Below are 23,890 nucleotides of genomic sequence, written 5' to 3' on the forward strand. Positions count from 1 at the left end.
TTCTAGTTCTCGGTAGACTTCCGGCATGAACCACAGCACCACCCCGTCCAGCCCCGCCCGGGCCGCCGGCGCCGCACCGGCCGCCACGTCGCGCCGGGGGCGTCCCCGCGACGCCGCCCGGGACCGGGCACTGCTGGACGCCACGCTCGCCGTCCTCGCGGAGAGCGGCTACGGCGGGCTGACCACCGCCGCCGTGGCGGCCCGGGCCGGGGTCTCCACGGCGACCCTCTACCGCCGCTGGTCGTCCAAGGAGGACCTGGTGATCGCCGCCGCCGCGCTGCACGGCGAGAGCTCCTACGAGCAGCCGGACACCGGTGCGTTGGAGGGCGACCTGCGGGTCGTCCTGCGGGACAAGGCAGCGAGCATGACCGGCGAGCCCGGCCGGCTGATCCGCGCCCTGATCGGCGAGGCCGCCCACAACACCGCCCTGGCCGAGGCGCTGGTGACGGCCTTCCTCCGGCCGGTGTACGGGCGGGTCGCGGAGGTCGTCCGGCGGGCCGTCGAGCGGGGTGAGATCCCGGCGCTCGACGGCGTGGACGTGCTCGGCGAGGTGGTGGTCGGACCGGTGATGACCCACTTCCTGCTCACCCCGCAACTGCCCGAGGACGTGGACGAGGCCACCGCCCGGGAGACCGCCGACCGGCTGCTGCCCTTCGCCCTGCGGGCGGTGGGCGGGACGGTCGGGACGGCGGAGAGGCCCGGACCGTCCGGCTGAGACGCGCCCGGCGGACTCCCGCGACAGGGCCCCTGTGAGACCCGTGAGACCTGTGAGACCCCGTCAGAAGAGGAGCCCCGATGCCCTGGTTCACGCTCGAACGCTTCGATCCGTCCTTCTTCGACACCGCGCCGCACCGCCACGCGTACGTGCTGGACCTGCCGGTGACGCCGGAGGCGGTCTGGCGCGGGCTCGCCGGTGACGCGCCGCTGTCCTGGTGCCGGGGCCTGGCCGGCGGCCGCTACACCTCGCGGCCCCCGCACGGCGTCGGCACGACCCGCGAGATCACCGCGATGCGGCTGCTGCGCCTGCGGGAGGAGTTCGTGCGCTGGGAGGAGGGCTCCCGGCACTCCTTCTGCGTCACCTCGGCGAGCCTGCCGCTGTTCCGGCGCTTCGGCGAGGACTACCTGGTCGAGCCCACCCCGACCGGCACCCGGTTCACCTGGACCTTCGCCTTCGAACCCAACCCGCTGCTGGCCCGCCCGGCCGCGCTGACGGACCTGCCGAACCGGTCCTTCCTGGGGGCGCTGGTCGCGGACACCAAGCGGCACTTCGGCGCGGCCTGACGGGCAGGGTCCGGCTGGCACGGGCCCCGGCCTCCGGCCCTGGCCCCGGCCCCCGGCCCCGGCCCTGGCCCCCGGCCACGACCCCGACCCCGGCGTCAGGAGAGGGGTGGCAGCCCTCAGCGCCGCCACCCCCCGTTGGCTTCTCGGCACCGGGGCGGTGGTTCATTGAGTCAAACCCCGCCTTGGGGTGAAAGCGGGTGGGGATCCGGCCGGGGTTCGGTGGGGTTTCGGTGAGCGTCCCATCGCGCGGAGCAGTCCGTCCTGCCGAGCGACGGCGGGGGAGGCGGCAGGGACAGGAGCGCCGGAGGGCGCGGGCCCGGGGGCGGCGAAGTAGCGGTGGGTGGTGCCGGGGTCGACGGGGGTCTCGGGCAGGCCCGCGTAGACGGTGTCGAGGTGTTCGTGGAGCCAGTCGACGAGCGCGGGGTGGAGGGTGTCGTCCAGGCCGAGGGCGGTGGCGAGGTCCCAGGTGTGGACGGTGCTGTCGGCGGTCCGTACGGCGAGTGCCTGTCGGCCGGTGAGCGGCCCGAGGGGGTGGTCGAGGATGCGGCACGGCGCGTCGGACTGCCCGTAGGCGTCGGCCAGTTGGCGGACGGAGGAGGTGTAGGCGGCCACGGGGGAGTCGCCGAGGGCGTCGGCGTCGCGCAGGCGGAGGAATTCGGCGTGGTGGCCGCCGGTGAGCAGGAGGCGGTGGTTGAGGTTGCCCCGGGTCATGTGGTTGACCAACTGCCGTACGTTCCAGTCGGTGCAGGGGGTGGGCAGGGTCCACTGCCCGGGGCGGACGGACCGCAGGGCCCGTTCGAACCCGTCGCCGGCGAGCAGGAACCGGTCGAGGAGTCCGTCGAAGGCGGCTCTGGTCATGCGCCCATCCTGGCGGTGGGGGCCGGACCGCACCGGCGGGTTCCGGACCTCGCGCTGGGGCGTTCCCCGGGCCGGGGAACGCCCCAGCGGGTTCAGTGGGCGAGGGCCTGCCGCAGGCGCTTCTTGTCGGGCTTGCCGACGGAGGTGAGCGGGATGGCGTCGACGAGGTGGACGGCCTCGGGGGCGTAGAGGCGGCCCTTGTTGGCGGTGACGAAGGCGCGGACGTCCGCCAGGTCGGGTCGCTGTCCGGGGGCCGGGACGACGGCGGCGTGGACGTGTTCGGCCTGCTGGTCGTCGCGGACGCCGTAGACGGCGACCTGGGCGATGGCCGGGTGGGTGAGGAGGAGTTCCTCGACCTCGGTGGGGTAGACGTGGCCGCCGACGACGATGATCAGGTCCTTGAGGCGGTCGGCGAGGTAGAGGTAGCCGTCGGCGTCGAAGTAGCCGATGTCGCCGGTGTCGAGCCAGCCCCCGCGCAGCACCTTGGCGGTGAGCTCGGGCTGCTTCCAGTAGCCGGCCATCAGGGTGGCGGAGCGGACGTGGATCTCGCCCTGCTCGCCGGCCGGCAGCACGGTGCCGTCCGCGGCGCGGACCTCCACCTCCACGTCGGGGAACGGCCGGCCGACCGGCAGCGGGCCGTCCTCGCCGAACCGGGCGTGCTCCTCGGGGGTGAGGTAGGCGATCTTCTGGGCCTCGGACATGCCGTACAGGCTGACCAGCACCGGCCCGAACACCTTGACGGCCTCGCGGATCCGGGCGGGGGAGGCGGCGCAGCCGCCGTAGTCGAGCCGGCGCAGGCTGGACAGGTCGGTGCGGCCGACGGCCGGGTGGTCGAGCAGCTGGTAGATCAGCGGGGGCAGCGTCCAGAGGTCGGTGATGCGTTCGCGCTCGATGGCGGCGAGGACCTCGCCGGGGTCGAAGGTGCGCTGGAGGACGACGGAGCCGCCGCGCTGGAGCGTCACATCGGCGAGCACGCCCGACAGGTGGGCGAGCGAGGTGGCGGCGAGCAGCCGGGGCGGCTCCTCGTCCTGGGTGCCCGCGAGGAGCGCGTCGAACATGTCCCGGTAGGGGCCGTGGAGGCTGAGGATGCCCTTGGGGATGCCGGTGGTGCCGCCGGTGTGGCGGATGCCGAGGTCGTCGCCGGGGCCGAGCGGGACGGCGGGGTCGGTGGCGGGGCGGGTGGCACTGGCGGCGATCGCGTCCTCGCCGATCCCGGTGTCGTCGGGACCGAGGGTGAGGACGGTCGGGACGTCGATCAGCGGCAGCAACTCGGCGGCGCCCGCGTACCGTTCGGCGTCGACGAGCAGCACGGTGGTGTCCACGCTGGCCACGATCTCGGCCAGCACGGGGGCGCTCATCCCGTCGTACAGGTTGACCACCCGGGCCCCGGCCAGGCCGGCCGCGTAACGGGCGGCGAGGGCCTCGGGGGTGTTGCCGGTGAGCAGGGTGACGGTGCTGCCGCGGCCGGCGCCGCGGGCGAGCAGCTCGTGGGCGAGGCGATAGGCGGTGGCGGCGAAGTCGCCGGCGGTGATCTCGACGCCGTCGGCGGAGGTGATGGCCCGCCGCTCGGGGTGCGAGGCGAGGGACCGGAGGATCAGAGCGGGTCCGCTGACGAACTCCTGGTCACTCATGGCCACTTCTTCCTTGTAGTTTGCAACCATGTCGTCAGGCTAACTCCACCCCCCGCTCCGCACCGGCGATATTTGGCCATGTCCGGTCAGAAGGTTGTCGGTAGGCGAAGGACCAGCTCGGTGACGGCCTCCCAGTGCTCGTCCGGGGCGGTCGCGATGACGTGCCCGAGTCGGTCGGAGCGTGCGTGGGTCGTGGCCGAAGCGGTCCGAGTTGGCCGGGAAATTGGCGAGTTGGGACCGTGGCGTGGTGACGGAGCCGATCCGGTGCTCGGGCGGGGTGTCGACAGTCGGGGTCAAGGTCCGCCGGGTCACGGGTCTGTCCCAGCGGGGGGTGGCCGGGTGCGGGGGTGTGGTGGTGGCGGGAACCGCTGTCCCGGCTGGGCGGGGGCTCCGCTCCGGCGCTTCGTGGTCGGCCGGTCGTGTAACAGCACTGTCCTGACGGACGGTCGGACGGAACGGTTCATCGGGCCGGGTGGTCCTGCTCACCAGAACCGCCGCTCGTACCCGACCCGCGCCGAGCAGCCGCCACCGCCACCGATATCGAGGAAGTCACGATGCGCGTTCACAAGGCCACCTTCGCCGCCGCCCTGGTCGTCGCCGCCGGCCTGTCGCTCACGGCCTGCGGCCCCAACGACGACACCGGCACCGACCAGGCCAAGCCGACGGCCGCGGTGACCGTCACCACCGCGCCCACCAAGGCCGCCACGGGCGGCGGTTCGGGCGGCTCCGCCGGAACCGGAGGGACGGCCCCGAGCGGGAAGGCCACGGCCGGCGGGACGGGCGCCACCGACGGTGGCAAGGCGGGCGGCAAGTGCCGGACCGACGACCTGACGATCACGGCCGTGGATCGCACCATCGACGGCGACGCCGACCGCACCGTCGTGGTCGAGTTGAAGAACCACAGCGGCCACGACTGCTCGCTCACCGGCTACGCGGGCGTCGACCTCAAGACCAACGCCGGTTCGCTCTCCGCCCAGCGCTCCGGCGAGCCGGTCGTCGCGGGCGTCGTCAAGAACGGCAAGTCGACGTTCTTCGGCATCAGCTACCCGAACAACACCACGGGCGGCTCCGGTGTCCGGATCACCGGCCTGGTGGTGACCCCGCCGGACGAGACCAAGTCCGTCACCCTGCCCTGGCCGGGCGCGGGCTCGCTGCCCGCCACGGACGGTTCCGGCTCCCCGGTGAAGATCGGCCCGATGGGCAGCGCGGGCCAGGGCGGTCAGTAGACCGGGCCGGGCTCGCCGCTCATCGGGCCGATCCGGGGGCTCACCGGTCCGCGGTGAGCTTGCCCGCGACGCCCCAGCTCTCCGGCTGGAACTCCTGGACGAAGACGAACACGCTCTCGGCGGGGACCTCCAGGGTCTCCACGAACGCCTTGGTGACCTTCTCGACCAGCTCCCGCTTCTGCTCGACGCTGCGCGGGCCCTGCTGGATGGTGACGATCGGCATCTTCGGCTCCTGACCGGGTGTCCTGCCCGGCTCTTCCGCCGGGCTCTGCCGCCGGGTTCTCCGGCTGGGAACAGTCCACCCGACCGGTGCCGTCCGCACCCAGACCCGAATCGCTCTCGCAGCGATCACGAATCCTGATCGTCCCAGGTCGGGGGCGTTGCGCGGCAGGTCTCCAGGAGCAGTCGGGGCACCGGGGCGGAGCGTCGTACGGCGATCGAGGTGGGCAGCGCCAGCGGGGTGCGGCAGGGGCGGAAGGCGACCCGGTGGGTGTTCACCATCCGGGCGTTGGCCGCGTACACCACCGTCCACATCGGGGTGCCGGTGCCGATCGAGGCCAGGGTGTCCTGGAGGGCGCCGTGCGCCGGGCCGAGGACGGGGCGGAAGCCGGCCCGGGCGCAGGCCTCCGTCACCAGGTCCACCAGCGCCGGGTGGTTGGCCCGCTCGGTCAGCCGCAGCGGCAGCTCGGCGAGGTCCGCGAGGTCCACCTCGGCCGCGTCGGCGAGCGGGTGGCGGGCGGGCAGCGCGAGCACCAACTCGTCCGCCCAGACGGGCAGGAAGCGGAGGTCCGGGCTGTGCTCGGCGATCGCCCCGCGGACGAAGGCGGCGTCCAGCCGCCCGTCGGACAGCCGGGCCAGCCGCTCCCGCACCGGGGCGGAGTGCAGTTCCACGCGCACCCCGGGGGCCCGCTGCTGGTAGGTCTCCAGGATCAGGTCGAGCCGCTCGGCGAGCCCGGTGACGGTGCCGAGCCGCAGCACGGCCGGTGCGGCCAGGTCGGCGGCGAGCGCCCGGGCGGCGTCCTCGGCGGCCAGCACGTTCCGGGCGGCGGGCAGGAACCGCTCTCCGGCCGGGGTCAGCCGGACGTACCGGGGCGAACGGTCGAACAGCTCGACCCGCAACTCCCGCTCCAGCCGCCGCACCTGTTGGCTCACCGCCGGCTGCCCGAGCAGCAGCCGCTCGGCCGCCCGGCCGAAGTGCAGCTCCTCGGCGACGGCGACGAAGCAGCGCAGCTGCCGTAGCTCCATGCGGTCCCCCCCTGGTGGATCGGTCGTCGGCCCCATCGTCCCAGGCCGGGGCGCCGCCCTGTTCGGGTCTGGTAGCAGCCGTCCCAGGGGGCCTCGAAGGCGAGGCCGGCCGGGTGGAACTCCAGCCGCACGCCGTCGTCCTCGTGGTCCTCCAGGGCGGCCGGCCATTCGTCGCGCAGCTGTCGGGCCGCGGCGATCGCCGCCTGCTCGACGGGCGCGCGCTCGCCGCACGGGAAGTCGGCCGGGCCGACTTCCCGTGCGGGCGCTCGGGCCGCCGGTGGCGGCTGGAACACTTGGGGGCATGACACCGAGCATCGTCGTGCAGTACACCGGGCTCCTGCGGAACAGCTCCCACGATCTCTGGGTGCGGCTGCGGGAGTTGCTGCGCGGCCAGGGGCTCGATCCCGAGGGGACGGTCGTCGTGGACCTTCTCCAGGAAAGCCTCAGTCACGAAGAGGGGCGGGTCATCTCCGCCGACGGCCGGGTCTACGAGTTCAGCCTCCACTACGACCAGGAGCGTGCGGGCGGCGCCCTCGACGCCCACCTGGGCCGGTGGAAGGACATCACGGACTCCTGGCAGGGCGGAGCGCTGGCGCCCCGGACGGAGTTCGCCTTCGCCTGGAAGTCCGGGTCGGAGTGACGGTACGGGAGGGGAATCCGCGCCGGCGGCGGTCGCGGGGCGGGCGGCCGGGCGCTCCGGCCCGCGTGATGTCCGGGTGATCTGCGAGTGATCTGCGAGTGATCTGCGGGACAAGGCGTGCACGGGAAGTCGGCGGGGCCGACTTCCCGTTCCGGTTCAGGCGCGGCGCCGGCGGTAGTAGGCGACGGTGACGAGCACGAGCAGCGGGCCCCACAGCAGCAGGGGTGCGTAGCAGGCGTCCATCAGGAGCAGGGCCGGCCCGGTCGGGGCTCCCGGGGCCCCGCCGAAGCCGCCCGCCCGGGGGATCGTCAGCAGCATCACGACGGCCGCGCCGAGCAGCGCCGGGACGACCGCCGCCAGTGGCGCGACCCGCCTCCCCCCGATCAGGGGGAGCCACCCCGGCACCACCTCGCCCCAGGGCTGCACCAGCCCGAGCGTGAGCAGGGTGAGCCCTTCGGTGGCCAGGCTCATCGCGATGCACATGGCGCTGAACCAGCCGGGGATGTCCAGGCCCGTGGTGTCGAACCCCACCGGCACGCCGACCCCCATCGCGATCCGCCAGACCCCGGACGGCACGGCCGTGAGCGCCGCGATGTGCGCGGCCCGTACCGCCCAGCGGGCGGGCGGTCGGTGCGTCGGGGCAGCGGAGAGGGCGGCGGCGGTCGTCGGGTTCCGGTGGGTGTCCATGGCCCCCATGCTCGCGCGCGGCCCGCTGCGCCCGGATCGTGCGCGAGGCCCAACTCCGCTCCCCCGCGCGGGGGATGGGGGACGGCGTCCGGTGCGGCACCCCCGGCACCGTGCCGTACCGCGCTGACGTGCATACTTGCCGGACGATCAGGAGGACGGGGAGGCGATGACGCGGTGAAGCTGGCAGAGGCGCTCGCGCAGCGCGCGGCCGCGGTGCGGCAGGTGGAGCAGCTGCGGGCGCGCGTCGTCGGCAGTGCCCGCTACCAGGAGGGCGAGGAGCCGGCCGAGAGCGCGGCGGAGGTCCTGGCCCAGGCCGGAGAGGTGCTGGACGAGCTGGAGCGGCTGATCCGCCAGATCAACCGGACCAACTCCACCGCGCGGATCGAGGGCGGCGACACCCTCACCGACGCGCTCGCCCGCCGGGACGTCCTGCGGCTGCGCCACTCGGTGATCACCGCGGCCGCCGACGCCGCCTCCGGGCGCGACCAGCGCGGAGCCGTACGGCAGTTGCGGTCCGAGCTCCGGATCCTCGCCGCCCTGCCGGTCGCCGAGCTCCGGGCCCAGGCGGACGCGCTGGCCAAGGAGATCCGCGAGGTGGACACCCTGATCCAGCGCACCAACTGGGAGATCGACCTGATCGAGGACTGACCTCCCGGTCCCATGAGCCGGGTGTGGGGCAGCAGGTAGTCGTCACGGAGGCGTGCACACACCGCGGGCCGGCGGTCTATCCGGCCCTTGGCGCGTGAAGAGCAACGCAGGGGTTCGATTCCCCACCCAACAGTGCAGCTCAGCACCGCGTACAGGTGACGGAGCACAGCGCACAGCTCACTACCACGTGCAGATCCGGACGACGAGGGCGGGAACGGGGCGCCCCACACCCCCAAGCGAGGGCCGTGCGAGCAGCACGGCCCTCGCTGCGTGCGGCCGGTAGGTTCTGGGCGGTGATGACTCAGATCGTCACGCTGGTCGGCGTCCTGCTGGGCGCGCTCACCTCCGTCGTGGCCACCGGGTGGGCCGAGCGGACCAAGCACCAGCGCGCCATGGCCACGCGATGGGACGAGCGGAAGCTCGACACCTACGTGCAGTACGCGACCTCGGTGAAGGAGATCGCCGCGGTCGCCAAGCGGGCCCTGGACGCCGCGGCGGGGACGGCGGAGCGGGCGGAGTTCCTGGCCACGATGGAGCGGGCCGAGATCCAGCGGTCGGCGCTCTTCGAGACACTCGTCCTGCTCGCGAGCCCCGGTGCGGTGGAGGCGGCGAAGGCGGTCAACGCCGCGCTGTGGGAGGCCGAGATCGCCGCCCGCGAGCACGCGGGGGAGTCGAACGGCGTCGCCCTGGTCGAACTGCTCAACGCCTACCACGCGCAGGCGCGGCTCGACCTCGGCGTCGGCGGCCCGTTCTTCGCCCCATGAGACCTGGCTGCGGGGTGCGGCGCATACTGCACGGCGTGGAACGCGAATCCCTGATCACCATCCTCGAAAGCCACGGCACCGACGGCGCCCACCGGGCCGCGCTGGCCCTGCGGGCCGGGGCGGACTTCCAGGTGCTGGCCGGCTCGACGGCACCGGCCGGCCGGCTGTTCGCCATCTGGGAGTGGCGGGCCCGATGGATGGCGGAGGACGGGGTCGTCACCGCGAAGGACTTCGAGCAGGGACTGCCGGCCCTTCGGCGCGCGGGGGAGACCCCGGTCGCCCTGGGGCGGGTGCAGATGGTCGGCGACTCCCACCTCGTCTTCCTGACCGCCGACCTGGGCGCGTGTGTCGCCGTGTTGTAGCCGTGTGCGATCCCTTTGCGCGTAGGAAGTCGGCCCGGCCGATTTCCGGTGCAGGGTGGGGGGTGGGGCTGGGCGAAATCGGGTTGCCCGGGGGGAGGGGCGGGGCTGACGGTGTGGTGCACGGGACGTCGGAGGGGCCGACTTCCGGTGCGGGGTGGGGGTGTCGGGGTGTTCAACCGGATCGAGCTCGGGGTGGACCCGCAGGGGCGGCGGTGGATGCCGCTGATGCGGGTGTGGATCGACGGTGAGGAGGTGGTGGCGGAGGCCGTCGGGGACGGTGGCCGGGGTCCGTTCGCGGACGAGGTGCTGCCCGCCGAGGGTGACGGCCTCCTGCACGCGACCGCCGAGGCCCGGCGGGTGGTGCTGGGGGAGCCCGAGTGCACGGGCGGGTGCTGCGGGTTCGTCTCGGTGGTCGTGCGGCGGTGCGGGGGCATCGTGGAGTGGTCCGACTGGGAGGTGCCCTACGAGTCGGCGCGGCTGCCGGACTTCCACTTCGACGCCGATCAGTACGACGCCGAACTGGCCCGGGCCGCACGGCTGCGGCACTGAGCGAGCGCGGTTCTGATCCGGGGGTCGGGGGTGGGGGTGGTGGTGAGGAGTTCGCCGGCGGTGACGAGGGTGGTCCAGTACCGGGCGGGGTCGCCGGTGCGGGGCAGGGGGTGGGCGGCGGCGAGGGAGAGGTAGGCGGCGGTGAGGTTGCCGGTGGTGAACCAGCGGGCCAGGCCGTGCTGGTGGCCGGCGCGGATGCCGCCGAGGGCGTCGATGGCGGTCAGGAAGTGGTCGACGACGGCGAGTTCGGTGGGGGTGAGGGTCTTGGGGATGTCGAAGACGCCGAGGGCTTCGAGGAGTTCGCCGGTGTCGGCCTCGGTGCCCGGGCGGGGGTTGGCGAGGAGGGCGTCGTGGCAGTCGTTGAGGCGGATGGTGGCCTCGGCGTGGGGGATGGCGAGGGCGAGGCAGACGGCGCGCGCGGCGGGCAGGGGCTTGCGGGTGCGGCGGGCGAGGATCGCGTAGGCCTCGGCGGGGGTGTGGCCGCGGTCGAGGGCGTGTCGGGCGAGGGCGGGGAGCGGAGGCAGCATCGGGGTGTGGGCTTTCAGGCGGCGAGGAGGGTGGGGGAGGGGGCGACGAGCGCCCAGACGAACTTGCCGATGCCGCCGGCCCTCGGGCAGCAACCCCAGCGCTCGGCCAGCTCGTTGACGAGGAAGAGGCCGCGTCCGTGCTCGTCGGTGGTGGTGGTGGGGGTGCGGAGGGAGGGTCGGCCGGTGCCCGCGTCGTGGACTTCGAGGCGGAGGTGGTCGTTGGTGAGGGCGAAGCGGATCTCGATGAGGCGGTCGGTGGGGGCGGCGGAGTGCTGGACGGCGTTGGCGAAGAGTTCGCCGAGGAGGAGTTCGGCGATGTCGCGGTAGCGGTCACCGGTGGGGAGGGCGGCGAGGTAGGCGCGGAGCAAGTGCCGGGCCAGGGGGGTGGATTCGACGCAGGAGTCGAGGCGGGCGGCGAACGCGCGGGGGCGGCGGGAGACGGGCATGGGGGGACCTCGGGAGGGGGCGGAATGGGGAGCGCGAAAGGCGCGCGCAATCACGCTGTGCACGCGAATGATTGCGTTCTGGTGTCAATCATCGGGGCTGCGGAGGTACGGTGACGTCAGATCGGCGTGCGGTACGCGCGGTGCACAACTGGGGGCAGTCGTGGCACAGGGAAAGACCAGGCGGGGTGCGACTTTCAGCTCCGCGATCATGTTCGGTGAGGAGCTCAAGTACGCCCGAGAGGCGGCGGGCTACACCCAGGGGGACGTGGGCAAGCTCCTGCACTGCGATCGGACGGTGATCTCACGGACCGAGAGCGGGAAGCGGAAGCCGACGGTCGAGGAGGTCAGAGAGCTCGACCGACTGTACGGCTCGGGCGACTTGCTGAAACGACTCTACGGGCGGGTCGACTGGAATGCGTCGCTCGAGTATCCGGACTGGTTCTGGAGGTACGTGGACCTGGAGGCTGTCGCCATAGCGGTGCGGACCTATCAAGACGGCGTGATGGCAGGTCTGTTGCAGTGTCGGCAGTATGCGCGAGCACTTATCTCCGACGGAGACGCGGCTGGCGATCCCGAGGAGGTCGAGGAGCTGATCAACCTTCGGCTCGGCCGACAGAGCCGCTTTCTGGCGCCCGGCGGGCCGCTGCTGATCGTGATTCTCGATGAGAGCGCCATTCGTACGGTCATCGGCGGGCCCGGTGTGATGAGGGCTCAGATGGAGCACCTGCTGCGGGTAGCGCAGCTTCCGAACGTCGTCCTTCAAGTGGCGCCGTTCACGAATCGGCAGGTGTTCGTCTACAAGGCTATGGTGTTGCTGGAGCTGCCAGATGGGCAGCAGATGGTCTACTCGGAGAGCATTGATCGCGGGGCTCTTATCGATGACCCCGTCAAGGTGACCAAGCATCACCATCGCTTCGATCGGCTCCGTGGCGAATGCCTGTCCGAGAGCGACTCACTTCGGCTGATCGCCGAGATGATGGAGGGGTTCAGAGATGATGAGCAACGAGTTCGCTGTGGCCGAGTGGCGCAAGAGCAGCTACAGCGGCGGCAACGTCGACGACTGCATCGAGGTGGCCCTCGGATTCCTCCCCAGCGCCGTCCCCGTACGTGACTCCAAGGACCCGCACGGCCCGGTCCTCGTTTTCCCCGCCCCGGCCTGGGAGTCCTTCCTTGCTGGCGTCCAGGCGGGCGACTTCCGCACTCAGGGCTGAACCGTCGCGATCTGTACTACGTAAGTCACCTAGTGTGATGGGGCTCTATCATGGCTCTATCGTCCCCAGCCGATCGCCAGCGGGAGGCCGCCCATGAGTGCCTCGGAAGTTGAACGCCCTATCTACCCGCCCGTGCGTCCTCGCGTCACGGTGGAAGAGCTGCTGGCTGCCAAGAACACGCAGCCGATTCAGTCGCTTGATGATCTCCAGGCCGACACCTTCGAGTCGGACGAGGAGCTTGACGAGTTTCTGGCGTTCGTTCGTGCTGAGCGTCAGCGGAATGTGGCCTGAGGGAGCAAGGTGCAGCCCGTCATCCTGGACACCGACGTCGCGTCGTTGACCCATAAGCGCAGGTTGGCCGATCCGCTGGCGAGTCGCCTGGTTGGGCGGCGGCCTGTGATCACCTTTGTGACCTTCGGGGAGTTGGCAAAATGGAGTGAGGTGCGGGACTGGGGAGGGCGGCGCCGTCAGGAGCTCGCGGACTGGTTGTCGGGCATCCCTGTTCTCCCTGGGGATGAGGCGGTGGCGGCAACGTGGGGGCGGCTGTCCGCAGCTGGTCTCAAGGCGGGCTTGCCGCGCCCCGTCAACGACATGTGGATTGCGGCCTGCTGCCTGACCCATGACCTTCCGCTTGCCACCTTGAACTTGAAGGACTACGCGTACTTCATGGAGGAGCATGGCCTTCGCATCCTCGGCGAACAGTAGGCCCCGCTCGTCGCTTCTGGGTGGTCAGAGGCACCCCTCCAGATGGTCTATAGTTAACCCATCACCCAGATGCGCGGGTGGCGGAATAGGCAGACGCGCTGGATTCAGGTTCCAGTGCCCGAAAGGGCGTGGGGGTTCAACTCCCCCCTCGCGCACAGCGAATGGCCGGTCGATCTTCGGATCGACCGGCCTTTTTGCGTTACGGCACCAGGTGGTCCAGGAGGGCGTCCAGGCCGGTGGCGAACTCGGCTTCCGCGTCGTGGTCGACCAGTAGCGGGGCGAGGGTGCGCAGCCGTGGGTACTGGGCGGCCGGGAGGCGGTGCAGGCCGAGGCGGAGCAGGGGCTCGGGGTCGTCGGGGTTGTCGATCACCTGCCGCTTGTCCACCAGCAGGAAGCCGATCGCCCAGCCGACCACGGTCCGGTAAAGGCGCAGGGTGGCCCGGTCGTCGAGGCCGGCCCGGCTCAGGACGGTCAGTACGAGTTCGTTGAGCTGGAGCATCGAGGCCGGGCGGCGGGCCAGGGGGACGCTGAGCGGGCGGGTGGCCACCAGGGAGAACACCTCCGGGTGGGCGTCGGCGACCCGGTGGAAGGCCCGGGCGACGTGGTGCAGCTGCGTCCGCCAGTCGCCCCCGCCCCCGCCCCCGCCTTCCCCCGTCCCGTCGCCCACCTGCTCGTTCACCTCGGCGTAGAAGGCCTCCACCATGCCGTCGAGGAGCGCCTGCTTGCCGTCGGCGTAGCGGTAGAGCGCCATCGGCTCCACGCCCAGGTCGACGGCGAGGCTGCGCATGGTGAGCGCCGCGAGGCCCTCGCGGTCGACCAGGGCGACCGCCGCGCGCAGCACCCGCGGCCTGCTCAGCCGGCCCCGGCCGGACGGCTTCGGTTCGGGGGTCGAGTCGGTTTCCACCAGTGCCCCTCCCGGGCTGCCCTCGGTCTTGACGTCCGCCGCCGCGCGGCACAGGCTGTAAGTATACAAGCGACATTTACGGCAGATACGTATCACCTACGTATACACCACTCAATCGGACATCGGGAGGAGCCATGTCCATCATCAAGATCGAAGTGACCAACGAGAGCACCGTGCTCACGGACCACGAGGTCAGCGCCGTCGTCCCCGCACTCCAGACCCAGGTCCACCGGGACTTCGCCCCGGCGTGGGGGATCGACGCGGACCTGTCCTTCGTCGCGTCGAGCGCACTCTCCGGCAACGCCTGGTGGCTGGTCGTCCTGGACAACTCCGACCAGGCCGGCGCCCTCGGGTACCACGACCTGACCACGAACTTCCTGCCGATCGGCAAGGTCTTCGCCGCCACCGACAAGCAGTACGGCGAGAACTGGACCGTGACGCTCAGCCACGAGCTGCTGGAGATGATCGGCGACCCGGACATCGACCAGGTCGTCTTCGACCAGCCGACCGCCAACAAGGGGACGTTGTACGCCATGGAGGCGTGCGACGCCTGCCAGGACGAGAGCTACGCGTACGACATCGCCGGGGTCAAGGTCAGCGACTTCGTCCACCCGGCGTGGTTCCAGTCCAGCCGCCCGACGAACGGCACCCAGTTCGACCACGGCAATGCCATCAAGCAGCCGCTCGAACTCCTCACCGGCGGCTACATCGGGGTCTTCGACGTCTCGGCCGGCACCGGATGGACCCAGCGGACCGCCGCCCTCACCGCCGCGTACCACAGCCGGGCGCACGTCGGCAGCCGCCGTGAACGGCGCCGGATCCCGCGCGACCAGTGGCTGCCGAGCAAACGGCGAAGCTGATGTCCGGCGGCGACGGACTCCCGGCGGTCGAGCACCTGGTGGTGCTGATGCTGGAGAACCGCTCCTTCGACCACATGCTCGGGTTCCTGTACACGGACGAGGGCAACGTCTCCCCCTCCGGCCAGCCGTACGAGGGCCTGACCGGGCAGGAGACCAATCCGGACCAGAACGGCAAGCTCGTCACCGTCCGCCGCATCCAGCCGACGGACCCCCACCCGTACTTCATGCCGGGCGCCAACCCCGGTGAGGGGTACGGCCCGACCAACGCCCAGCTCTTCGGCACACCCGACCCGCCGAGTCCGCCGGTGGCCGGGATGCAGGGGTTCGTGACGGACTTCGCGCGGGTGCTGGACCAGCCTCCCCAGCCGAACCACACCGTCCTTCCCGGCACCGTCCCGGCCGACATCATGAGCTGCTTCACCCCGGACACCCTGCCGGTGCTTTCCGCGCTGGCCCGCGGCTACGCGGTGTGCGACCACTGGTACAGCTCCGTGCCCACCGAGACCCTGCCGAACCGGGCGTTCTCCTGCGCGGCGACCAGCCAGGGGCACCTGGACGACCACACCCACAACTTCACCTGCCCCAGCATCTTCGGCCGGCTCACCGGCGCCGGAGTGTCGTGGCGGGCCTACGGCTACCACGCCGCGCCGTTGGTCTCCGGGAACTTCCCCGACATCCACGGCGCCTCCGCCGACCACTTCGGCGTCTTCACCGCCTTCCAGGCGGCGGCCGCGGCCGGCACCCTGCCCTCCTTCACCTTCCTCGAACCCAGTTGGGGGGCCACCGGGAACAGCGAACACCCCATCCTCGACGTGGCGTCGGGCGAGCAGCTGATCCGGGACGTCTACCGGGCCCTGCGCGACGGACCGGCCTGGGGGAAGACCCTGCTCGTCCTCACCTACGACGAGCACGGCGGCTGCTACGACCACGTCCCGCCACCCGTCACCAGCACCCCGCCCGGCGACGGCACCACCGGCGAACTCGGCTTCGAATTCAAGCGGTTCGGCGTCCGCGTGCCGACCGTCCTCGTCTCCCCGCTGATCGCCCCCGGCACCGTCTTCCGGTCACCCGACGGCGCCGCGCAGCTGGACCACACCAGCATCCTGCGCACCGTCGAGCGCCGCTGGTCGCTGCCCGCCCTCACCGCCCGCGACGCCGCGGCCGCCGACATCGGGCCCGTGCTCACCCTCGCCGCACCGCGCACCGACGACGTCCTCGCAGGCGTCACCGCACCGGCCTCGGCGGCCGTCAACCCCGTCGCCGGAGAGGTCACCCACCTCCAGCAGGTCTACGCCGACCTCGTCGCCCGGCGGCTCATCCCGGCCGGTGCGATCGCCGCGGCCACCGCGGCCACCGCGGCCACCGGCCCGCCGTCCGGCGGCTGAGCTCCACGGCCACGGCGAACGGCCGGTCGGTCCCCGGACCGCCCGGCCGTGTCACTGCGCCCTGCTTCGACGGCCGAGGGGCGACACCGCCCTCGACCGGACGGGTGAGCCCGACCTCGATCCCGGCCCCGGGCTCCGGTCGGCACGGCCACGAAGTATCGTCGGGAGACCGGACGCTACCCCTGGCCAACGGAGGCACCGCACATGGATGTTGACACCGAACGGCCGACCTTCCTGCTGGTCCACGGGTCCTGGCACGGGGCCTGGTGCTGGGACGGGCTGCGCGCCGCGCTCGACGCCGACGGCTGGCGGTCGCACACCGTCGACCTGCCCAGCGTCGACCCCGCGGCCAACCCCACAGCGGGCATGCTGGACGACGCCGACACCATCCGGGACGGCCTGCGGCGCATCGACGGCCCGGTCGTCCTCGTCGCCCACTCCTACGGGGGCGTCCCCGCCACCGAAGCCGTCGCGGAGGCCGCGAACGTGGTGCGGACGGTGTACCTCGCCGGGTTCCAACTCGACGCGGGCGAGAGCATGTTCAGCTTCCTCGGCACGCCCGTGCCGGACGACGGCAGCGGCCAGGCCCCGCCGTACCAGGACGCCCGGCGGATCCTCTTCGCCGACGTGCCCGAGGCCGACGCCGAGCGCGCGGTGGCCCGGCTGCGCCCGCAGAACGTCCGCGCCTTCATCGAGCCGGTGCGCACGGCGGGCTGGCGCACCGTGCCCTCCAGCTACGTCGTCTGCGAGCACGACCAGGCGTTCGACCCGGCCCGGCAGCGCGCCCTGGCCGAGCGCGCCGACAGCGTCCACCAACTGCCCAGCAGCCACTCGCCGTTCCTCTCCATGCCGGAGCGACTCGCCGCGCTCCTGGGTCGGATCGCCACCACCGCCACCCCCACCGGCCCCGCCACCCCCACCGGCCCCGCACCTGGGCGGTGAGGGGCCGGGGCCGGGACTGTCGGAGGGCGGTGGCACACTCCCCGCCATGAAGATGATCGAAGCGATCGAAGCCGTCCTGCGGGCGCACAACTCGGAGGACGAGCCCGGCTTCCTGGGCGGGTTCACGCCGGCCGGGCGGCTGGCGAGCCGCGGGGAGATCGCGGTCTGCGGTCTCGACGGCCGGGACCACTACACGTTCAACGTCATCGCCGACGGGCTGCACGAGGTGTACCTCGCGTACGACTGGGACGACGAGCGGGGCGCCACCGTCTCCGCGGTCGCGCTGGTCGCCGCCGGTACCGGCCCCGAGGCGCTGGTGGACGCGGGCTGGGAGGAGGCCTCCGACGACGTCAACGAGCTGAGCTACAGCGCGTCGGCGATCTACTCCGCCACCCCGGACAACCTGGTGATCGGCGGGGCCCTGCGCCGGACGGCCGGGTTCGCCGAGGCGGCGGACCCGGCGGCGCACGCCGCCGCCGAGTTCGAGGCCCAGCGGGCGGCCGGCTCCCGGAGCCCGGTGCTCGACGTCCTGGTCGACCCGGCGAGCGGCGCGAACGCCCTGGTCTTCCCCACCTGCGACTTCACCTCGGGCAGCATCCTGGTCGGGCGGGACGCGAGCGGTGCGGGCGTCGGGATCTTCTGGTCCAACTTCGACGGGTGACCCACGACGGGTGACCCACGACGGGTGACCCACGGCGGGTGACCCGCGAGGGGTTGCCGGACGGGGGGTGCGGGGCGGGCGGCGGATCAGCGTCCGGTCAGCGGCAGAGGGCCGTGTCCACGACCTTCTCCAGGTGCCGGGTGACGGCGTCCTCCGCCGGGATCTGCGTCACCGCGATGCTGACCGCCCGGCCGTCGTCGGTGGCCCCGCCCCGGGTCTCGTAGCCCGGGATGTCCCCGCCGTGGCCCCAGTAGACGCCGCCGCAGGACAGCGGCCGGCTGATGAGCCCCAGCCCGTAGCCGGCGCCGCTGTCCCCGATCGGAACGGTGGTGCGCATCTCGGCGAGCTGGGTCGCCGGGAGCAGGCGCCCGCCGAGCAGCGCGGTGAAGAACTGGTTGAGGTCGGCGTTGGTGGAGGTCATCTGGCCCGCCGCCCAGCCCATCGAGGGGTCCATCTCGGTGGTGTCGATCAGCGGGCCGCCCGGCGTCTCCTGGCGGTAGCCCCTGGGGTGGGCCTCCCGGATGCTCCGGTCACCGATGGTGGGGAAGTACGTGTGGCGCAGCCCGATCCGCTGGACGATCCGCCGGTCGATCTCCTCGGCGAGGGGGCGGCCGGTGATCTTCTGGACGAGCAGGCCGATCACGACGTAGTTGGTGCTGCTGTAGTCGAACTTCTCGCCGGGCGCGGAGCCGGCCTTGTGCCGGAAGGCGATGTCCAGCAGCTCGCGCGGCTCGAAGTACCGCTGCAGCATGGTGGCTTCGTCGACCTCTCCCTCGTAGTCGGGCAGGCCGCTGGTGTGCTGGAGGAGCTCGCGTACGGTGATGTGGTTCCCGTCGATCCCCTCCCCCCGGACGAGGCCGGGCAGGTAGGTCTCGATCGGTTCGTCGAGGCGGACCTTCCCCTCGCCGACCAGTTGCAGCGCCACGACGGCGGTGAAGGTCTTGGTGTTGCTGCCGATCCGGACCTGGGCGTCCTTGGGCACCTTCGCGCCGGTGGCCAGGTCGGCGACGCCCGCCGTGTAGGCCTGGGTGCGGCCCTTGCCGTCCTTGACGGTCGCCAGCGCGGCGGGCAGCTTGTCCTGCCGCACCAGCGCGTCCAGGCCCTGCTGGACGGTGTCGGGCTTGGCGGCGGTGGACGCGGCTGCGGCGGCTGCGGCGGTCGGTGCGAGGACGCCCGCCGCCATGACACCGACCGCCATCGCCACCGCCGCCGAGGACGCGACGGCGCCCCGCCGCCCGAGGGCACGAAGCCCCTGCCAAGTCTGCTCGCGCATACGTCAACTCCTGTGAATCGTCTGTGAATCGTCGGGAAAGGGGTGCCGGGGGAGGTCGGCCGCCGGTCAGCCCCGGTGGAACTGCTGCTGGACGCACTCCCGGTACTGCCGGAAGCCGTCGGGCCGGTAGCAGGGCTGCGTCCGGTCGGCGTACCAGGCCAGGAGGACGGCGGCCAGGACGGACGCCGCGATCGCGATGAGCGACAGCACCACGCCCGCGTTGGCCATGCCCCGGCCGGTGCCCGTCCGCCGGGCGGTCCGCAGGGCGACGGCGCCCAGGACCAGGCCGATGACGCCGAACGGGCCGCCGATGACGACGACCGAGGTGACCGAACCGAGGACCCCCAGCACCAGCGCGGCCACGGCCGGGCCGTTCCGGAGGGCCGGGCCGTTCCGGCGGGCCGGGGGGTCCAGGGGGCGGACGTCCGCCCGGGGCTCGTCTTCTCGGGTGTGCATCGGCCGTCCTCTCGTCAACTGGCAGGGCACGATCCTGACTTCCGGGACCCCGGGCGCACATCGCGGAAAAGCGGGAAGGCGCCCTCCCTCGATCGGGGGAGGTGGCCGCTGACCTGGCCGGACATACTGGCGGGCATGATCAGGGGAATCCGGCCGCTGCTGCGCGGCTCCACGTACACGGGCGCGCTGTTCGCCTACTGCGGCGCGCTGGTGAGCCTCGCACTGCTGCCGGTCGCGATGGTGCCGGCCCTGGCGTGGCAGTCCGCTCCGTACGGGGTGCAGGTCGTGCTGACGCTGCTGGTCTGGGCGGTGCTGATCGGCGCGGTCGGGCTGGCTCGCACCACGCGCCGGGTGCTGGTCGCGTCCGCCCGTCGACTGCTGGGGGTGGCGCTGCCGGATCCCGGTCGGTCCGGGACGGCCGGCACCGCCGGGACGTCCGGGACGGTTGCCGCCGACCGCCGGCGGACGCCGCTGTGGCTGCTGCTGCACGTCGCCCTGGGGTGGACGGGGGCGCTGACCAGCGGCCTGCTGCTGCTCGCCGGCCTGTCGCTGCCGGGAGGCTGGCTCGGCGGCCGGGCGCAACTGAGCCTGTTCGGCCGGTCGGTGTCGGTGGCCGGCGGCGGGTGGAGCTGGGTGGCGGCGGTGGTGTGCGTGCTGCTCGCGGCGGCCGGGTGTGCGGCGGTGGCGGGGGCCCTGCGCCGGCTGGCGCCACGCCTGCTGGGGCCGTCGGCCGCCGAACGGCTCGCACAGGCCGCCGAACGGGAGCGCCGGCTCGCCGAACGCAACCGGCTGGCCCACGAGCTGCACGACTCGATCGGGCACACCCTGACGGCGGCCACCATCCAGGCCGCCGTCGCGGGCGAGGTGCTCGCCGCCGACCCGGCGACGGCCCGGGCCGCCATGCGCAGCATCGAGGAGTCGACCCGGGCCGCGCTGGAGGACCTGGACTATGTGCTGGGCGTACTGCGCGAGGAGGAGGCGGGCACGGCGCCCACCCGGACCCTGGCCGACCTGCCCGAACTCCTGGACCGGCTGCGGCACGCGGGCGCCGTGGCGGAACCGGAGCTGACCGGCGACCTGGCGCAGGTGCCGGGGACGATCTCCCGGGCGGCGTACCGGATCCTCCAGGAGGGGCTGACGAACGCGCTCCGGCACGGGGCGGGCGGCCCGATCACCGTCCGGGTGGCGGCGGGGCCGGACGCGCTGGAGCTGCGGGTGGTCAACCCGGTGGGGGCCGTCGCGGCCGGTGCGGTGGCGGGGGCCGGTGCGGTGGCGGGGGCCGGTGCGGGGGCCGGTGCGGGCAGCTTCCCGACGTCCGGGCACGGCCTGCCCGGGCTGGCCGAACGGGTGCGGCTGCTGCACGGCGAGTTCGAGGCCGGACGGGTCGGCGCCGGACGGGTCGGCGCCGGGCCGGTCGGGGCCGGACCGGACGGCGGCGGACCGGCCGGGGACGGCTGCTGGCGCCTCGCCGTCCGGCTGCCGGTCCGGGCGGCGGTGTGAGTACCGCGCCCGAGGCCACCGTCACGCTGCTGATCGCGGACGACGACGCCGTCACCCGCAGCGGCCTGCGCACCCTGCTCGGCGTCCAGCCCGGGATCGAGGTGGTCGGCGAGGCCGCCGACGGGGTGGAGGCGGTCGAGCAGGCGCTGCGGCTGCGGCCCGACGTCGTCCTGATGGACGTACGGATGCCGCGCCGCAACGGCATCGAGGCCACCCGGCACCTGCTGGCGGAATCCCCCGAGCCGCCGAAGGTCGTGGTGATCACCACCTTCGAGAACGACGGCTACGTCACCGCCGCGCTCAGCGCCGGGGCCAGCGGCTTCGTGCTCAAACGCCTCCCGGTCCGGCAGATCGCCGAAGCGGTACGGGTGGTGGCGGCGGGCGAGGCGATCCTCTTCCCGGCGGCGCTGCGCCGGATGGTCGCCGCCCGGCCGCTGGACTCCGCCGAGGCCCTGCCGCAGGCGGCGCTGACCGGGCGGGAGGAGGAGGTGCTGCGGCTGATGGCCACCGGACTGTCCAACCCGGAGATCGCCGAGACGCTGACGGTCAGCCTGGAGACCGTCAAGACCCACGTCGGGAACGTCCTCACCAAGCTCGGCGCGCAGAACCGCACCCACGCGGTGGTGATCGCCTACGAGTCCGGACTGGTGGTGCCGGGCTTCACCGGCTGAGCCGGCCTCGGCTGAGCCTGCCTCACCCGCCGCTCCGGGCCCCCACTAGGCTGGGCCGGTCGGTTGGCCGGACGGCCGTACGGCCCTGGGGGGAGGAAACGGCACGTGACCTTGTCGGAACACGATCCGCGGGAGATCGGCGGGTACCTCCTGGAGGGCAGGCTCGGCGCGGGCGGGATGGGCGTCGTCTACCGCGCCCGGTCGGTGTCCGGGCGCCAGGTGGCCGTCAAGGTCATCCGGCCCGAACTGGCCGCCGACGCCGAGTTCCGGGCCCGCTTTCGGCAGGAGGTCACCGCCGCCCGCAAGGTCAGCGGCGCCTTCACCGCGCCCGTCCTCGACGCCGACCCCGACGCCCCGGCCCCCTGGCTGGCCACCCTCTTCGTCCCCGGCCCCTCCCTGGGCGAACGGGTCTCCGGACAGGGCCCGTTGACCCCGCCCGAGGTCCGGCGCCTCGCCGCCGGACTCGCCGAGGCGCTCCAGGAGATCCACCGCGTCGGACTGATCCACCGCGACCTCAAGCCCGGCAACGTGCTGCTCGCCGAGGACGGGCCGCGCGTCATCGACTTCGGCATCGCGCGCAGCGCCGGCGAGACCCAGCTCACCAGCACCGGCGTCGCCGTCGGCACCCCGCCGTTCATGGCCCCCGAACAGTTCCGCAACGGCACGGCGACCACGGCCACCGACGTGTTCGCCCTCGGCTCCGTGCTGGCCTTCGCCGCCACCGGGCGCGGCCCCTTCGGCGCGGACTCCTCGCACGCCGTGGGCTTCCGGGTCGTCTACGAGGAGCCGGACCTGGCCGGGCTGGCGCCCGAGCTGTACCCGCTGATCATCGGGTGCCTGGCCAAGGAAGCGGAGCAACGGCCCACGGTGGAGGGGCTGTTGCGGATGATCGCGGAGGGGGCGAGGGAGCGGACGGTCCAGCTGCGGACGGGGCCGGTAGCGCCTGCTGCTCCTGCTCCTGTTCCGGCCGGTGCTCCTGTTCCGGCCGCTGCTCCTGCTCCTGTTCCGGCGGCTGCTCCGGCCGCTGCTCCTGCCCCGGCTCAGGTCGTGCCGACGCCGACGGCCCCCAACCCGGTCGCTCCGGCGCCGGCCCCGGCGCAGGCGCCGCCACCGCCGGCGCCGACCGTACCGCCGTACCTGCCGACCACGCCCTCCGCCACCCCCACCGGCCGACCCCGCCCGCGCAGGGCCCTGCTGATCGGCGCCGCCGTCGCCGCCGTCGTGGTCGCCGCGGCGGGCACGCTCGGCTACCTCACCTGGCACGACCGGGAGCCGGGCACCGGGCAGGCCGGGCAGGTCAAGCAGACCGGGCAGACCGGCCCGTCCGCCCTCGCCTCCGGCGTCAGCTGCGCCCCGGCCGGGCAGGCCACGGTCGGTGTGGACGGGATGGAGGCCGCCCTCGTCGAGCGGTGGACGGCGGACTTCGGCAAGGCCTGCCCGGGCAACCGGCTCACCTACCAGGGCCCTGCGGCCCCCAGCGCCGACGACCCGTTCAAGACCGCCAACGCGACCCTCCTCGCCGACGGCGGGCTCGACGCCGCCGGTTTCGACACCACGCTGACCGACCAGCAGGCGGTCACGTACGGCAAGCACTGCGCCGCCGGCCAGTTGTCCCAGCTCCCGGTCACCGTGGCCCCCGTCGCGGTCGTCTTCAACGTGCCCGGGGTCGCCGACCTGGTGCTCGACGCCCCGACGCTCGCCAAGATCTTCCGGAAGCAGATCCAGGCCTGGAACGACCCGGCGATCAGGGCGCTCAACCCGGCTGCGGTGCTGCCCGGTTCACCGATCGACGTGCGGGTCCCGGCCGGGCTCTCCTGGTCCGCCTACGTGTTCTCCCAGTACCTCGGCAAGGCCGCGCCCGCCGACTGGCCGTACGAGGTGAGCGCGGTCTGGGGCTCCGAGGTGAAGGCCCAGGCGGGGGCGACCGAGGCGAGCATCCCCGGAGCCGTCGCCGGCGCCCAGTGGTCGATCGGCTTCGTCCCGCTGCGGGACGCCGGGAACCTCCACACGGTCCGGGTGCGGACCGGTGACTCCGACGCGGCCCCGAGCACCGCGACCGCCAACGCGATGGCCGCGACCGGCACGGTGGAGACCTCGGGCAGTCGGCTGTCGGTGAAGCTCGACTACCAGAAGCCGGTCAAGGGCGGCTATCCCGTGGTCGGCTTCGGCTACCTCGGCTTCTGCGGGAGCGGCGGGAACTCCGCCGTGGTGGCGGGCCTCGCGTCCTACGCGGTCAGCGGCCCGGGCCAGGCGAGCGGCGAGTCGATGAAGTACGGCACGCTGCCGCCGGCAGTCGTCCAGCAGGTGCAGGGGGCACTGGCCGGGCTCCGCGCCCAGTAGGGGAGCCGCCCCGCCCCCGGAAAGCGGACGCGGGGGGGGGGGGGGGGGGGGGGGGGGGGGGGGGGGGGGGGGGGGGGGGGGGGGGGGGGGGGGGGGGGGGGGGGGGGGGGGGGGGGGG

Annotated in this window: 30 protein-coding genes and 1 tRNA gene; 21 read left to right on the forward strand and 10 right to left on the reverse strand. The window is 73.3% G+C overall.

The window, feature by feature from the left end; all coding sequences use genetic code 11:
• Nucleotides 1-25 precede the first annotated feature (25 nt).
• The gene (locus ACZ58X_RS38005) at nt 26-715 is read left to right on the forward strand and encodes a TetR/AcrR family transcriptional regulator (RefSeq protein WP_470338138.1); all 690 of its coding nucleotides are present in this window, start codon (nt 26-28) and stop codon (nt 713-715) included.
• An 80-nt stretch (nt 716-795) separates the two neighbouring features.
• The gene (locus tag ACZ58X_RS38010; RefSeq protein ID WP_470338139.1) at nt 796-1,281 is read left to right on the forward strand and encodes an SRPBCC family protein; all 486 of its coding nucleotides are present in this window, start codon (nt 796-798) and stop codon (nt 1,279-1,281) included.
• 162 nt (nt 1,282-1,443) lie between these two features.
• On the opposite strand, the gene ACZ58X_RS38015 is transcribed toward ACZ58X_RS38010, so the two are convergent.
• Together ACZ58X_RS38015 and ACZ58X_RS38020 are read right to left on the reverse strand one after the other, a co-directional pair.
• Nucleotides 1,444-2,139, reverse strand: coding sequence for a TIGR03086 family metal-binding protein (locus ACZ58X_RS38015; RefSeq protein ID WP_470338140.1), 696 nt, complete (start codon nt 2,137-2,139; stop codon nt 1,444-1,446).
• Between the two features lie 92 nt (nt 2,140-2,231).
• Nucleotides 2,232-3,770 (reverse strand): AMP-binding protein, encoded by a 1,539-nt coding sequence (locus ACZ58X_RS38020; RefSeq protein ID WP_470338141.1) that lies wholly within the window; start codon nt 3,768-3,770, stop codon nt 2,232-2,234.
• A 554-nt stretch (nt 3,771-4,324) separates the two neighbouring features.
• Between ACZ58X_RS38020 and ACZ58X_RS38025 the strand changes: the two genes are divergently transcribed.
• Entirely contained in the window at nt 4,325-4,996 is a 672-nt protein-coding gene (locus ACZ58X_RS38025; RefSeq protein WP_470338142.1) for a DUF4232 domain-containing protein, read from the forward strand.
• 40 nt (nt 4,997-5,036) lie between these two features.
• Here the strand turns inward: ACZ58X_RS38025 and dmpI are convergent, their stop codons facing one another.
• Nucleotides 5,037-5,219, reverse strand: a complete 183-nt coding sequence (dmpI, locus tag ACZ58X_RS38030; protein WP_360243465.1) for a 4-oxalocrotonate tautomerase DmpI — start codon at nt 5,217-5,219, stop codon at nt 5,037-5,039.
• Nucleotides 5,220-5,344: 125 nt separating this feature from the next.
• Nucleotides 5,345-6,241 carry a LysR family transcriptional regulator gene (locus tag ACZ58X_RS38035; protein WP_470338143.1) on the reverse strand — a complete coding sequence of 299 codons (897 nt, stop codon included), beginning with the start codon at nt 6,239-6,241 and terminating at the stop codon, nt 5,345-5,347.
• A 113-nt stretch (nt 6,242-6,354) separates the two neighbouring features.
• On the opposite strand from ACZ58X_RS38035, the gene ACZ58X_RS38040 reads away from it, so the two are divergent.
• Together ACZ58X_RS38040 and ACZ58X_RS38045 are read left to right on the forward strand one after the other, a co-directional pair.
• Nucleotides 6,355-6,546, forward strand: coding sequence for a hypothetical protein (locus ACZ58X_RS38040; RefSeq protein ID WP_470338144.1), 192 nt, complete (start codon nt 6,355-6,357; stop codon nt 6,544-6,546).
• Nucleotides 6,543-6,881 carry a hypothetical protein gene (locus ACZ58X_RS38045; protein ID WP_470338145.1) on the forward strand — a complete coding sequence of 113 codons (339 nt, stop codon included), beginning with the start codon at nt 6,543-6,545 and terminating at the stop codon, nt 6,879-6,881. Before ACZ58X_RS38040 ends, ACZ58X_RS38045 begins: the two co-directional genes overlap by 4 nt.
• A 156-nt stretch (nt 6,882-7,037) precedes the next feature.
• Here ACZ58X_RS38045 and ACZ58X_RS38050 read toward each other — a convergent pair whose 3' ends face one another.
• Nucleotides 7,038-7,568, reverse strand: a complete 531-nt coding sequence (locus tag ACZ58X_RS38050) for a hypothetical protein (protein ID WP_470338146.1) — start codon at nt 7,566-7,568, stop codon at nt 7,038-7,040.
• A 174-nt stretch (nt 7,569-7,742) separates the two neighbouring features.
• Here ACZ58X_RS38050 and ACZ58X_RS38055 point away from each other — a divergent pair, with 174 nt between their 5' ends.
• The 4 genes from ACZ58X_RS38055 to ACZ58X_RS38070 all read left to right on the forward strand — a co-directional run bounded on the left by ACZ58X_RS38055 (nt 7,743) and on the right by ACZ58X_RS38070 (nt 9,891).
• Nucleotides 7,743-8,216 (forward strand): DIP1984 family protein, encoded by a 474-nt coding sequence (locus ACZ58X_RS38055; protein WP_470338147.1) that lies wholly within the window; start codon nt 7,743-7,745, stop codon nt 8,214-8,216.
• Nucleotides 8,217-8,512: 296 nt separating this feature from the next.
• Complete coding sequence (locus tag ACZ58X_RS38060) at nt 8,513-8,980, forward strand: hypothetical protein (protein ID WP_470338148.1); 468 nt, start codon at nt 8,513-8,515, stop codon at nt 8,978-8,980.
• Nucleotides 8,981-9,015: 35 nt separating this feature from the next.
• Nucleotides 9,016-9,342, forward strand: coding sequence for a hypothetical protein (locus ACZ58X_RS38065; RefSeq protein WP_470338149.1), 327 nt, complete (start codon nt 9,016-9,018; stop codon nt 9,340-9,342).
• 168 nt (nt 9,343-9,510) lie between these two features.
• Nucleotides 9,511-9,891, forward strand: a complete 381-nt coding sequence (locus tag ACZ58X_RS38070) for a hypothetical protein (protein WP_470338150.1) — start codon at nt 9,511-9,513, stop codon at nt 9,889-9,891.
• Here ACZ58X_RS38070 and ACZ58X_RS38075 read toward each other — a convergent pair.
• Nucleotides 9,846-10,418 (reverse strand): hypothetical protein, encoded by a 573-nt coding sequence (locus ACZ58X_RS38075; RefSeq protein ID WP_470338151.1) that lies wholly within the window; start codon nt 10,416-10,418, stop codon nt 9,846-9,848. The genes ACZ58X_RS38070 and ACZ58X_RS38075 overlap by 46 nt on opposite strands.
• A 14-nt stretch (nt 10,419-10,432) precedes the next feature.
• Nucleotides 10,433-10,864, reverse strand: a complete 432-nt coding sequence (locus ACZ58X_RS38080) for an ATP-binding protein (RefSeq protein ID WP_470338152.1) — start codon at nt 10,862-10,864, stop codon at nt 10,433-10,435.
• Nucleotides 10,865-11,072: 208 nt separating this feature from the next.
• Between ACZ58X_RS38080 and ACZ58X_RS38085 the strand changes: the two genes are divergently transcribed.
• The 5 genes from ACZ58X_RS38085 (at nt 11,073) to ACZ58X_RS38105 (ending at nt 12,935) form a co-directional block, all read left to right on the forward strand.
• Nucleotides 11,073-11,975: a helix-turn-helix domain-containing protein gene (locus ACZ58X_RS38085; protein WP_470338153.1), complete on the forward strand. Its 903-nt coding sequence runs from the start codon at nt 11,073-11,075 to the stop codon at nt 11,973-11,975.
• Nucleotides 11,935-12,075 (forward strand): DUF397 domain-containing protein, encoded by a 141-nt coding sequence (locus ACZ58X_RS38090; RefSeq protein ID WP_470338154.1) that lies wholly within the window; start codon nt 11,935-11,937, stop codon nt 12,073-12,075. The genes ACZ58X_RS38085 and ACZ58X_RS38090 overlap by 41 nt, the downstream gene beginning before the upstream one ends.
• 93 nt (nt 12,076-12,168) lie before the next feature.
• Nucleotides 12,169-12,366, forward strand: a complete 198-nt coding sequence (locus ACZ58X_RS38095) for a hypothetical protein (protein ID WP_465654219.1) — start codon at nt 12,169-12,171, stop codon at nt 12,364-12,366.
• A 9-nt stretch (nt 12,367-12,375) separates the two neighbouring features.
• Nucleotides 12,376-12,780: a PIN domain-containing protein gene (locus tag ACZ58X_RS38100; protein WP_465654220.1), complete on the forward strand. Its 405-nt coding sequence runs from the start codon at nt 12,376-12,378 to the stop codon at nt 12,778-12,780.
• A 71-nt stretch (nt 12,781-12,851) separates the two neighbouring features.
• Nucleotides 12,852-12,935 (forward strand) — tRNA-Leu (locus tag ACZ58X_RS38105).
• Nucleotides 12,936-12,979: 44 nt separating this feature from the next.
• On the opposite strand, the gene ACZ58X_RS38110 is transcribed toward ACZ58X_RS38105, so the two are convergent.
• On the reverse strand, nt 12,980-13,684 hold the full coding sequence (locus tag ACZ58X_RS38110) for a TetR/AcrR family transcriptional regulator (protein WP_470338155.1): 705 nt from the start codon (nt 13,682-13,684) through the stop codon (nt 12,980-12,982).
• A 134-nt stretch (nt 13,685-13,818) separates the two neighbouring features.
• Here ACZ58X_RS38110 and ACZ58X_RS38115 point away from each other — a divergent pair, with 134 nt between their 5' ends.
• The 4 genes from ACZ58X_RS38115 to ACZ58X_RS38130 all read left to right on the forward strand — a co-directional run bounded on the left by ACZ58X_RS38115 (nt 13,819) and on the right by ACZ58X_RS38130 (nt 17,532).
• Entirely contained in the window at nt 13,819-14,544 is a 726-nt protein-coding gene (locus ACZ58X_RS38115) for a hypothetical protein (RefSeq protein ID WP_470338156.1), read from the forward strand.
• Entirely contained in the window at nt 14,517-15,929 is a 1,413-nt protein-coding gene (locus tag ACZ58X_RS38120) for an alkaline phosphatase family protein (protein WP_470338157.1), read from the forward strand. Before ACZ58X_RS38115 ends, ACZ58X_RS38120 begins: the two co-directional genes overlap by 28 nt.
• 204 nt (nt 15,930-16,133) lie before the next feature.
• Nucleotides 16,134-16,871, forward strand: coding sequence for an alpha/beta fold hydrolase (locus tag ACZ58X_RS38125; protein ID WP_470338158.1), 738 nt, complete (start codon nt 16,134-16,136; stop codon nt 16,869-16,871).
• A 46-nt stretch (nt 16,872-16,917) separates the two neighbouring features.
• Nucleotides 16,918-17,532, forward strand: coding sequence for a hypothetical protein (locus tag ACZ58X_RS38130; RefSeq protein WP_470338159.1), 615 nt, complete (start codon nt 16,918-16,920; stop codon nt 17,530-17,532).
• Between the two features lie 97 nt (nt 17,533-17,629).
• On the opposite strand, the gene ACZ58X_RS38135 is transcribed toward ACZ58X_RS38130, so the two are convergent.
• Complete coding sequence (locus tag ACZ58X_RS38135; RefSeq protein WP_470338160.1) at nt 17,630-18,805, reverse strand: serine hydrolase domain-containing protein; 1,176 nt, start codon at nt 18,803-18,805, stop codon at nt 17,630-17,632.
• Nucleotides 18,806-18,871: 66 nt separating this feature from the next.
• Nucleotides 18,872-19,261 carry a DUF4190 domain-containing protein gene (locus ACZ58X_RS38140; protein WP_470338161.1) on the reverse strand — a complete coding sequence of 130 codons (390 nt, stop codon included), beginning with the start codon at nt 19,259-19,261 and terminating at the stop codon, nt 18,872-18,874.
• A gap of 135 nt (nt 19,262-19,396) precedes the next feature.
• Here ACZ58X_RS38140 and ACZ58X_RS38145 point away from each other — a divergent pair, with 135 nt between their 5' ends.
• From ACZ58X_RS38145 to ACZ58X_RS38155, 3 genes are all read left to right on the forward strand, one after another.
• Nucleotides 19,397-20,761, forward strand: coding sequence for a sensor histidine kinase (locus tag ACZ58X_RS38145; RefSeq protein ID WP_470338162.1), 1,365 nt, complete (start codon nt 19,397-19,399; stop codon nt 20,759-20,761).
• Entirely contained in the window at nt 20,758-21,432 is a 675-nt protein-coding gene (locus ACZ58X_RS38150) for a response regulator transcription factor (protein WP_470338163.1), read from the forward strand. The genes ACZ58X_RS38145 and ACZ58X_RS38150 overlap by 4 nt, the downstream gene beginning before the upstream one ends.
• Nucleotides 21,433-21,537: 105 nt before the next feature.
• The gene (locus ACZ58X_RS38155) at nt 21,538-23,772 is read left to right on the forward strand and encodes a serine/threonine-protein kinase (protein WP_470338164.1); all 2,235 of its coding nucleotides are present in this window, start codon (nt 21,538-21,540) and stop codon (nt 23,770-23,772) included.
• Nucleotides 23,773-23,890 lie beyond the last annotated feature (118 nt).

It is taken from the genome of Kitasatospora sp. NPDC040550 (assembly GCF_055594965.1).

What these genes read in the sequence shown, in the direction of transcription:
- ACZ58X_RS38005 (WP_470338138.1), top strand. Translation starts at nt 26, where the DNA reads ATGAACCACAGCACCACCCCGTCCAGCCCCGCCCGGGCCGCCGGCGCC.
- ACZ58X_RS38010 (WP_470338139.1), top strand. Translation starts at nt 796, where the DNA reads ATGCCCTGGTTCACGCTCGAACGCTTCGATCCGTCCTTCTTCGACACC.
- ACZ58X_RS38015 (WP_470338140.1), bottom strand. Translation starts at nt 2,139, where the DNA reads ATGACCAGAGCCGCCTTCGACGGACTCCTCGACCGGTTCCTGCTCGCC.
- ACZ58X_RS38020 (WP_470338141.1), bottom strand. Translation starts at nt 3,770, where the DNA reads ATGAGTGACCAGGAGTTCGTCAGCGGACCCGCTCTGATCCTCCGGTCC.
- ACZ58X_RS38025 (WP_470338142.1), top strand. Translation starts at nt 4,325, where the DNA reads ATGCGCGTTCACAAGGCCACCTTCGCCGCCGCCCTGGTCGTCGCCGCC.
- dmpI (WP_360243465.1), bottom strand. Translation starts at nt 5,219, where the DNA reads ATGCCGATCGTCACCATCCAGCAGGGCCCGCGCAGCGTCGAGCAGAAG.
- ACZ58X_RS38035 (WP_470338143.1), bottom strand. Translation starts at nt 6,241, where the DNA reads ATGGAGCTACGGCAGCTGCGCTGCTTCGTCGCCGTCGCCGAGGAGCTG.
- ACZ58X_RS38045 (WP_470338145.1), top strand. Translation starts at nt 6,543, where the DNA reads ATGACACCGAGCATCGTCGTGCAGTACACCGGGCTCCTGCGGAACAGC.
- ACZ58X_RS38050 (WP_470338146.1), bottom strand. Translation starts at nt 7,568, where the DNA reads ATGGACACCCACCGGAACCCGACGACCGCCGCCGCCCTCTCCGCTGCC.
- ACZ58X_RS38060 (WP_470338148.1), top strand. Translation starts at nt 8,513, where the DNA reads ATGACTCAGATCGTCACGCTGGTCGGCGTCCTGCTGGGCGCGCTCACC.
- ACZ58X_RS38075 (WP_470338151.1), bottom strand. Translation starts at nt 10,418, where the DNA reads ATGCTGCCTCCGCTCCCCGCCCTCGCCCGACACGCCCTCGACCGCGGC.
- ACZ58X_RS38080 (WP_470338152.1), bottom strand. Translation starts at nt 10,864, where the DNA reads ATGCCCGTCTCCCGCCGCCCCCGCGCGTTCGCCGCCCGCCTCGACTCC.
- ACZ58X_RS38085 (WP_470338153.1), top strand. Translation starts at nt 11,073, where the DNA reads ATGTTCGGTGAGGAGCTCAAGTACGCCCGAGAGGCGGCGGGCTACACC.
- ACZ58X_RS38095 (WP_465654219.1), top strand. Translation starts at nt 12,169, where the DNA reads ATGAGTGCCTCGGAAGTTGAACGCCCTATCTACCCGCCCGTGCGTCCT.
- ACZ58X_RS38115 (WP_470338156.1), top strand. Translation starts at nt 13,819, where the DNA reads ATGTCCATCATCAAGATCGAAGTGACCAACGAGAGCACCGTGCTCACG.
- ACZ58X_RS38125 (WP_470338158.1), top strand. Translation starts at nt 16,134, where the DNA reads ATGGATGTTGACACCGAACGGCCGACCTTCCTGCTGGTCCACGGGTCC.
- ACZ58X_RS38130 (WP_470338159.1), top strand. Translation starts at nt 16,918, where the DNA reads ATGAAGATGATCGAAGCGATCGAAGCCGTCCTGCGGGCGCACAACTCG.
- ACZ58X_RS38135 (WP_470338160.1), bottom strand. Translation starts at nt 18,805, where the DNA reads ATGCGCGAGCAGACTTGGCAGGGGCTTCGTGCCCTCGGGCGGCGGGGC.
- ACZ58X_RS38140 (WP_470338161.1), bottom strand. Translation starts at nt 19,261, where the DNA reads ATGCACACCCGAGAAGACGAGCCCCGGGCGGACGTCCGCCCCCTGGAC.
- ACZ58X_RS38145 (WP_470338162.1), top strand. Translation starts at nt 19,397, where the DNA reads ATGATCAGGGGAATCCGGCCGCTGCTGCGCGGCTCCACGTACACGGGC.